This window comes from Chlamydia muridarum str. Nigg, assembly GCF_000006685.1.
GTDB lineage: Bacteria > Chlamydiota > Chlamydiia > Chlamydiales > Chlamydiaceae > Chlamydia > Chlamydia muridarum.
Map to the genome: position 1 here is coordinate 516,117 of NC_002620.2, position 10,043 is coordinate 526,159.

The window sequence follows — 10,043 nt, forward strand, 5'->3', positions numbered from 1 at the left end:
CATGCCTGTTTCCGGTTCAATTGTTGCATCGAAAGAAAATACTTCTGCGTCATTGCAACCGGCTACAACTCTTAATAACGGAAGTTCTGTAGAATTCTTCCAACAAATTACTGTATATGATGACGCCCGAAATTTTACGAATCATACAACAGAAGATGTGATTAAAATTGGGGAACAGTTACAACGTAAGTTTTACAATATGACAGAAGGAACTCAAGTTCCTTTTACAACCTCTCCTGCTTACCATACCGGAAATTGGAAAACAGCTTTTATCTATAACCTGGCCCAGGTGATAGCAAATCTTTTTCCTTCGACTATACAACCCATCCGAGTTAATTCTACTAGAAGCTCACCATTTTCAACTAACTCCTCAGTAGAAAAAAGAAATCGCTTCACTTCTAAAGATACGAAAGTCCAACCACCACATACGACACGGTCAGTCTCGCCCCGTAAGAGAAAGTCTGTAATTGTTACTCGTTCAGTAAACATTCATAACCACACACCAGATAAAAAATCCTCTGGGGAATCCCTTCGTAATATTTCTTTGGAGAAACCTGTTTTATCTAGGAAAAGGCGTGATGTAGAAAAGAATAAAGAAATAAAGAATGAGCCGTCTGTCAATAAGTATGATCTTACATATAAAAACATAGCGGAAAAACTAGGGCTCTCTTCTGAACAGCAAACTTCTGTTAAGGAGCTATTAAATAAGCTTAGAAAAGCTATTACTAATTACAATGCCCTGATCGAAAAAAACTCTAGTGAGGGGCAGTCTTTACTAATTAGGCAAGCCAAGCTAGTGGAGGAAATCCAAGAGAAGATTTCTCCTGCAGTCTCAGATAAAAAGGGCAATGAGAAGAAAACTGAAGAAAAGTCTAAAGTATCTTTTATAAAAGATGTTGCTGACATCATCAAAGCAGAGTTTAGCGGGCACCTTGTACCAGTTGATAAAATTATTCATGGGATATGGATTGCTGGAGCTCCTCCAGAGGGCATAGAACAGTATATGAGGGTATTCTTAGATACCTATCCAGACTATTCTTTTTACTTTTGGGTAGATAGTAACGCTTATGGGGCAGCTAAATTTTCCGGAATTTTGAAAAGAATGGCTTTTGACGTAGCTATTCAGGAATTACGAGATTCTACAGAAGAATCAACAAAAGTCTTTGTTAAAGAGTATGACGATTTAAAGAAAAAATACGAGCAAAGAATTGCACAAACCCATTCTACAAAGAAAAAAAATGAATATCTCCAAGATCTTCAATCGCTTTTAGAAAAATATAAAACAGTCTCTGATGAAGTTCGTGGACGATTCGACGTCCTGTTTCTTAAGAACGTAGTAATCACTCAAGATAACTTTTTTAATTACTGTTTGTTAAAGGGTGTGGGCAACATTTCCGATGAAACTCGTATGGAGTATTTGGAAAAAGAATTGAAGTTTTCTAAAGAGGAGATAGAAGAATACAGAAAACTTAAGGAAAGTAACAAGGAGAAGATTGCTTCTGTTGTTAAAAAATTAAATGAGCAGCTTGGAAGTGCTCGGGTCCACATTAAGGATATTAAAGAACTTAATTCCATGAAGCACTCCCAAAATATCTACAATTATGAAATGGAGATGTTCCTTCGTTGGAACTACGCGGCAGCAACAGATCAGGTCCGTATGTATATGCTTGAAGAGTATGGAGGACTGTATACGGATTTGGATATGATGCCAGCTTTTTCTCAAGAGGTATTAGAAGTTATAAAGAAACATAGTGTTGGCGACCGTATGTTTGAAGATATGACTTCTAGACGGGCTATTTCTGATGCAGTTTTAAAACTAGCCGTGGGGGAAACAACAACGGTCTCTATAGAGGATATTGGAAAGGACATAGATATCTCTCGCTTAACTGAAGAAGACAAAACAAAATTAGGAGAATTATTTAAAGAGTTAGAATTTTTTGTAAAAAAAGATACTCAAAATAGTTCTAAACTAGGAAAAGCTAAAAGTTTCTTTCAGCCAATGAATATGGATATTGTGAGAGATACGATGCCTATTTTAAGGCGTTATCATTACTATCCTGAGCTAGGTTGGTTTGTTCGAGGCTTAAATGGACTAATGGTTTCTCATAAAGGAAGTGCTGCGGTTTCTCATGTGATTAAAGGGCAGCAAGATGCTTATCAGGAACTAGCGGCAATGAGACAAGAAGTCCTTTCAGGAGAGTTTTTCCGTTCTTTAGAAGATCTAACGCATAGACAACATAAAGATCTCATTGGTGGCCATCTTGTCTCAGACTATTTAGCGAAGAGTCTTTTTTTTGATTACCGACAAGATTCGATTATGCCGGAAGCTGTGAGTACGTTAGGTATAACAGGGCCTGATCTTGTAGCGCAAAAGCTTGTGGAATTGTTTAAAGATTGGGGACCTCTAGGACGCGATTTTTTAACTCCTAGAGGGAAAAAACTTGGAGATATGGCCTTTTTAGGTTCTTATAAAAAAATTCCATTAGATCCTTCTGATCCCAGAAAATATACCTTCGATTGGATGAATCCACTGACCGTAGGTAGCAATGACGTAACTCCGGCTGACGAGAGCACTTGGTGTGGTAGTAAAAAACGATGTGTGGCCGAGTTGCTCTTTTCTGATTCATCAACAAAGTTAAGTACAAATAAACTTCAAGGAGTAACTCGTACAAAGATAGATACCAGTACGTTTACTTCTTTATGGAAAGAAGAAAGCAAGAAAAAACTTCCTCCTGGATTATTGGAAAGTTTCAATCGTTTTATTACAGAAAAAACTGTTGATATCCTAAAACTTTCAGAGTTGGATCAGAAGATTTATGTAACTCAGTCAGCTATTCAAGATGATAACATTGCTAAAGCCTCCCTATTTTCTCTGCAGTTACAGTTAGCTCATTTATTGCGTTTTGCTCCATATCCGGTTACGAATCATGTTCATTTCTTCCCTCAAATTCAAAAAGAGCTTGATAGCGATTACGTAAAAGCCATCAAGCTCTTTTTGAAAACATCTTCTACAACTACAGTAGTCTTATGGCACAGCTCTCAGCAAAATTTAAGCTTATTCTTTAAAGAGCTATTAGCGATTTCAGAGAGAAGGGTTGCCATTTATAATCTGTTAAATCCAGAAGAAGCTGCAAAAGCAAGAAAAGCTTTAGAAAAAAAGGAGCGGGACAAGAAAGGGAAGCAGCAAGAAAAAGACTCTTCTGAAGGTGAAGATCAACAAGGAGATCAAAAGAAAAATTTCTCAGAATATGCAGAACTTTTGAAACAATACGAACAACATAAGGCTAAGGATAGTCTTGGCTTGCTATCTGAAGCAGAGCAAATGACTTTTCTTGAGATCACAACGCAAATCGCAGAAAATCCCACGTTATTTTCTGTAATTAGCCAAATAGAAGCAGAAATTTCGTCAGGATATGTATTTCGAGCTTTAGAAAGTCAAGTATCGAAATGGTTTTCTCTTCCAGAGCAACAACGACGACAGCAAATACTAAATTTATTGAAAGAGCTCGAAAAGGATGCCATTAAAAATTCCAAGCAAGATAAGAAGGATCATAAAAATTGGCTAGAAACCTTGTACGATCAGGCAGAACAGAAATGGTTGCAAGAACCGAAGAAGAAGCTGCAAGATCTCATTAAAAATTCAGGTGACAATTCAAGGGTTATTTTAAAAGACTCCGATCAGCTTCTATCAAGAAATGAACTATTTCAGTCCATGATTAAAAAGGGCTATCCCTTTGCAGATTTCGCGAATATTCTACGTTTCATGGTAGCCGATGCGGGAATTTCTGGGATTTTTTCTTCAAAAGCTATTTTCCCAGCCCCATCAAAGCAGCTGGTCGATCTTTTAAAAAAGACATTGGGAGGCGATTTTGCAACACTCCAAGATGCTCTACCAACTGTTTATGATTGGATTTTAGAAGAACCTAATTCTGAACGAACTAATAAGTTATTCAAGCAATTCCCTGAAAATTTGCAAAAAGAGCTTAAAAATATAGCCCCAGAGCATCTTCTGACACCTCCTATAGATACGTCCGTATCAGCTTTGGGGATGCGTTTTTCCACGGAAGTTGGTTTAGAGTCTGATAGTGTTATGGCCTCTATAGGTAGTGGATTTTTCAATCCATCTTCTTACTCAATGGCTCGATATATGGAGGCTATTTTTGAACTTCAGCAAAAAATTGTGAATGGGGAGTTACAAACTGTAGAAACCGTTAAGAATATTTTGCAGAAAAAAGGAGCAGAATCCTTGTATCATGCCGATAGAGCTGCTTTGTTAGTGCAGTTCTCGGAACTAAGATATCATCTCTCTTTAACAGAGGTACAAAAGGGATTAGCTGATCTCGATAATTTAGGACAGGCTCCCTCTTATCTTCTTACTGGTCCATTGCCAGGCCTTGGACACATCATGCTACGAGATCGAGATTTTGGGCTTCCTTTAGCAACTTCTATGACAGATCCTATAGGACTTAGTACCTATGATTTTTCCGGAATAGGGGGGAGAAAAGATGTATTTTCTACACCATCGGAAGTACCATCTATTCATACGATTATAGATCGTGTTAAGTATGATACCTTTTCGTGGACAAAGTTTTATGAACGTTATTCGGGAATTTGGGGAGATTTAGCTTTTCGATTAGGAGCTGAGTCATTGCGAACCCATCCTCAGACGTTTATCTATGATACGGAAGGGCGTTGTATGGGCCTTTCTTATTTGTTTTTAGCCGCTGAAAATATAGCTGCTTATGGGATTTTGCAAGACAATCTATCCACTTTATCAGCATTATTTTTAGAACGTGAAAGAGAAAAGCTTCCGTTATCCCGAGAAGATAATAGATTTTTAGATCGTGGGCTCGCTCTTATCGAATGGTTACAACATCGAGGGAATAGTGAATTGCAAGCAGGGGGTATTTTCTCTACTGTGGATTGGGATATTCCCTCTTTAACTAAACTTTTTGAAAAATCTTCTGTTCCTGGTGTATTGGTGACCACGCCTTCACATGCAGTCACTCTCCACTTTTTTGATGGGGCATTTCGAGTAACAGATCCCAATTTTGGACACGTAGATTTTCCTTCTTTAGAATCTGCCCTCTACTTTTTGGAATATATGGTTCAGATCTCTTCAGATGTTCGTGCTCAATATGGAATAAAGGAAGGTGTCTCCGTTCCCCAGCAACTCAAAGTATATGTTCCAGATAGTATTGAAGCTCGTAATGCTTGGAATATTCCTACGGATGCAGGATTAGTAACCGGTTATCAAATGACTACATTAGATCGCATGATAGTCAGAGGAGAGGCTTCTTTTTCAGGAATCCGAACAACTTGGGCAACTCTATTTGCAATGGGATTGACTCTAAATGGTAACCGCATTGATGAAAGAACTAAAGAAAGTGATCTTGATAAAACACAAATAAACGGAGACCTTTTAACTAGCTTTTTATCTAAAAATGTTCTTGATGAACGAGGAGTTGCATTAGGTAGAACCTTAGTAGAAACATTACCTTTTGTTGCAGGGACTCGTTTAGTCAGTAGTGGAGCTATTGTCGAAACTCCTAATGATGTAGCTTCTTTGTTACAGGCATCTAGAGAAAGACTGAGCCATTTTAAAGATGTTATCCAAGTGCTTTTACGAGAATTGGCAACAAAAATTCATGGTAAGGGGTTAAAGGATTCTGACAAGGTATCAGTAAAATCAGTAACAGTAGAACCTTCAGGAGAAGCTGCTATTGTCTTGGAAAAACAAGATACACCAAAAAAAACTTCCTCTTATACGATTTCTGTGAAAATAAAATCTCTAAGAGATGCTTTTCAAAATTTTGGGAAAAGTTTAAACGAACTGGCAAACACTGGGGTAATGGACGTTGAGTTAGGCCTTTCGGTGCTTTCATTAATCCAATACGCTCGATTAGTGGATGCTGGGAAAGGGTCTTCTCCTGAGGCACTCTTTAATCTTATTCTAGATGTAAAAGAACTTACAGAGATGACTGTCGGAACGGTCATTCAGGCACTACAAAAACAATTTATTACTCCAGCTGGAATAGATGGATTTCGAACAGAAACTTTATTAGCTCGGCAAATACAAAAAGTTGGAACTCGTGTAGGAGGAACGGTAGGGAAAGCTTTAGGATCGGTTGCTAGAGTTTTAGAACTTCCAGTTTTAGAAACGATAGCCGGGGTTTGGGGATTAGTTTCTAGTGTAGAAGACCTTTTACATGCAGATTCTTATAGTGATAGAGTGGCGGCTAAAGTACAGATATCCTTTGATGTCATTACATTAGCCCTAACACTTTCTTCTGCTTTAGCTCCTTTAGCCATGTTAGCTGTTGGACCAATAGCTGCCATTGGAATGGGAGCGGCTTCTATAGCAAGAAACGTAGCAAGAAAGGAAGAGCGTCATTACGCTTGGGTAGAATATAAACAGTTTTTAGATTCAGCAGCCAAACTTGTTGTTAAGGCTTACCCGGAGAGTCACCTTTTAGATTTATCAGGGAACCGAGTATTAGGGAATTTATATCTTGATTTAAGTCAGAATCCACCTCTTTTAAAAGGGGATGTTTCTCGTAATTATGATTCGCTAATTGGACACGTTGGGGATTGGTCAGACAGGCAAGTTCGAAATCGTTTGGGATATGGATATCGAAGCAGTCCAGAAAGAGCTTTAGCAAAGGGACACGCTAATACTAGATGGCCTAGAGAGATCCCACATATTGCTAAAGGGGTTTATGAAACTGTTTATTTAGGATATGGTATCCAATACAAAGTGTATACGGAGATCGTTTATCTTTCTAATCAGGTTGCATGGCGAGATGCAGTAATGGATCCTACATCGCGCTATTATATACCTCCTTTAGTTGAAGAAGGAAAAAGCGCAACAATTATAGCCGGAAATACGCCTTTAAATGTAATCATGTTGCGTCTTTTGGACGAAGATACTCCGGCCAGAATTAGTCAAAACCTTGCTTATAAAGACTATAAAATTAAACTCGTTGGAGGAAAAGGTGGCTTAACAGTTCAAATAGGTGGTGGAGGGACGTATACTCTAACAGGAGATGTTTCTGCAAAAAATACTATCTCTTTTCGAGCAATACCACCTCCTTTGGGGGTATGTTTTAATTTATCTAATCATGCCATGCAAAACGTTCCTATGATGCGTCCCAATGGCACTAAGATAGAGGCTTTAAAAATCCAGCAGACAGGATTCAGTGTGATTGCAGGATCTGCTGAAGGGTATGATATACTAACTGGAGAGAAAGATACTCACTTCTATATAAGTTCTGGAGGAGGGAAAATTTTTTCAGGTTTAGGGAAGAACTGGTATCACATCCCTAAACTTAAAGGAAGATTAGATATTATTCTTGCCAAGAACTCTGCTGAGCATCTTCTTTTGATGGATGACTATTCATATAATTGGCAATCTCTTGGTACAAATCTCACTCTTATTCCTAGAGGAGAAGGAAATAACAATTCAGGGATATTTGTTTCAAATTTTGATGCGAGCCCTTCCTTTGAACAATGGGTAAATAAATTTACTGTAAAAATGGCAGATGGGATTACTCTTTTTGCCTTAAATAAATCTTCAGAGGACCAAAATTTTTCGTTAGCAACTACTAATACAATAGTGACTTTAGGGGTGCATTCGGTAGATCAAACTATTTGGTCAAATCGTTTACCTGAAGAGCCTTCTTACATAGAAAATATTTTTAATTGGTTGAAAAAATTTTGTTGGTGGCTAGCTCCTAAGGTTACCGTTTTACAACGTGAAGGAACCGCAGATTTTTATTATCGTGATCAAAAATTGATCTACCATCCAAAACCTTTTGCTGAACTAGATCTTCATCCTCAACCAGGATATCATACTTATGTAAACGGCTCTATCGGCGATACGTACATATTCTCAGAGTCTCCCTGGGTTAATCTTTCTACAGTGAAATTGTCGTTAGCAGATGATCTAGGGCATTCACAAACAGTTGATTTAAGTTCTCTTGTTCCGACTTTTGTACGGGGGAGAATGACCAGCCAAACTGTAAATGGGCCCTCTATTGATTTGGAAATTTCTTCTCCTCGCTACACACTTCCTTTACAGATAAGTTGGGGGTCTCATGTTTTGCCTAGAAACACCCGATTTGATGTGATGCCAAATCACTCTCCAACGTTAGGAGAATGGTATGACAAGTTAAACACAAATACTTCTGAATGGCACACGCTATTCCACAATAGTATGTTGATTCCAAAAAGTCTGGTCAGTGTATTGAGTTTGAATAATACCGTAACGGTGATGGTGCGCCATCTAGAAAGAAAGAATGAGCATATTCTAGGGGTAGAAAATAGAGACAGTATCAATCGCAAAGTACATGGACAACTTTATGCAGGCTTTATCACACATACTATAGAAAATCGCCACTGGTATACGTTGCAACCTAACCTAGTTGAGTTCGATATTACTGTTCCAGCCAAGTCCATTAAATATTTTGTGTTCAGAGGGAGGTTGCTATTCCGTAGCTATCTTGAGCCCAAAACTCTAGAGGTAAGAAGTGGTACGCCAATTGATTTCCATGTCTGGTCACAATATGATAAGATCCACGTACATGCAACAACACTAAAATTAGAAAAATTCCAAGTATATAATGTAACTACCGCGACAGATGCGTTAAACAGATACTTAATGTATGCGCAGAACCTTGCATATATTTATGGTAGAGATTTTGTTCTGAAGTTCTTCTTTATTCGTTCTGGAACTGGAATTGGCGCCATTCAATTGGTATTTAAAGACCTATTTAAGGATAGTTTCGGAACAGAAAAAACTTTGGGGAAAGAAGCTAAATCTACCACGCCGTTATACTCAATCATAAATCCTTCATATAAAGATCACTTGAAATTCTTCTTAGGGGAAGGAGAGTATGATTTAACACAATACATTCAAGAGATTAGTGATACTTCGCATATTATTGAAATGTTGCGCGACCCAACAACACATGAATTACAAGAGCCTTCGCATCTACCAAAAAATCCTATTGTTCTAACTTATACAATTGATCCCCAGAAAGATAGTGCTGGTGGAGGGAAACTACAGTTTTTAGATAAAACAATAAAAGCTTATCAATTGCCATTCCCAACAATGGCAGAGCACTATTATTACATGGATCCTGTGAGTGGGGATTTATATATAACCTGTATAGCTCTGACAAACCCAGTAGAAAGAGCTTTCTCATTGAGACTCCCCAAATTCAAATTGAACTGGTTAGAGTTTCAGAACATTTTTATTTTTGGAACCCATTCTCGTACATCACAAGCTTTAGGATCTTCAGGGACAGGCGTTATGTTTGTTGGGCCTGAGATTCTGTATATGGAAATAGATCTTTCGAGAGTTATTGCTGATCGTTCTTTCCCTGATAGAGTTTCATCTAGATCGAGTGTCGTATTCCCAACAAATGATCAAGTTGTGCTGTATAATCCATCTCTTGCAAAGAAATTCTACAGCTATTCAGAATCTATGATTTGGAATCTGCGGGATAGAGCAAAAGGGGAATCGGATAGAGCAAAGGCTTATGACATCTATCTGCTAGACGCTTGCACATCTAAAGACAAGAACCTTAATTGGGCAATTCCTCCGAAACTCTTAGACTTTGCCTTAGCCTATTATCGGGCATGGGTAAGTCATTGGGTGAAACAATCCTTGAAAAAAGGCTATTTGATTCAGTTGCCTGCTGGCAGCATTCAAGTATCGTTAATTACAACACAGAGCGAATATTTCGCGCGTCAAAGAAAACAAGGATTCCAAGTCTTTTATAGTATCTATGGATTACAAGGGAAAGTGATTCCTAAGCAATTTCCTGGAGATATGCTTTGTGATATCAAAGAAGATGTAGTATTGACGGTCAAAGCCGTGGATGAAAGTGATTATGATAATAGAAAAATTTATGTTGTTTTAGATTTAGCAACAGAAGAAGAGCGTAAATTACGAGCAGATAAAAATGTCATTGTCATTCCCGGAGGAGAACAGTCGAAATACTAAAAAATTATGCACCAAAACTACTGCTTAAAACAAT

Annotated in this window: 1 protein-coding gene; it reads left to right on the plus strand. The window is 38.0% G+C overall.

The genetic code is table 11. The features are described 5' to 3' along the window. Position 1: 1 nt before the first annotated feature. Positions 2 to 10,009 carry a LifA/Efa1-related large cytotoxin gene (locus TC_RS02185; protein WP_010230448.1) on the plus strand — a complete coding sequence of 3,336 codons (10,008 nt, stop codon included), beginning with the start codon at positions 2 to 4 and terminating at the stop codon, positions 10,007 to 10,009. Positions 10,010 to 10,043: the final 34 nt, after the last annotated feature.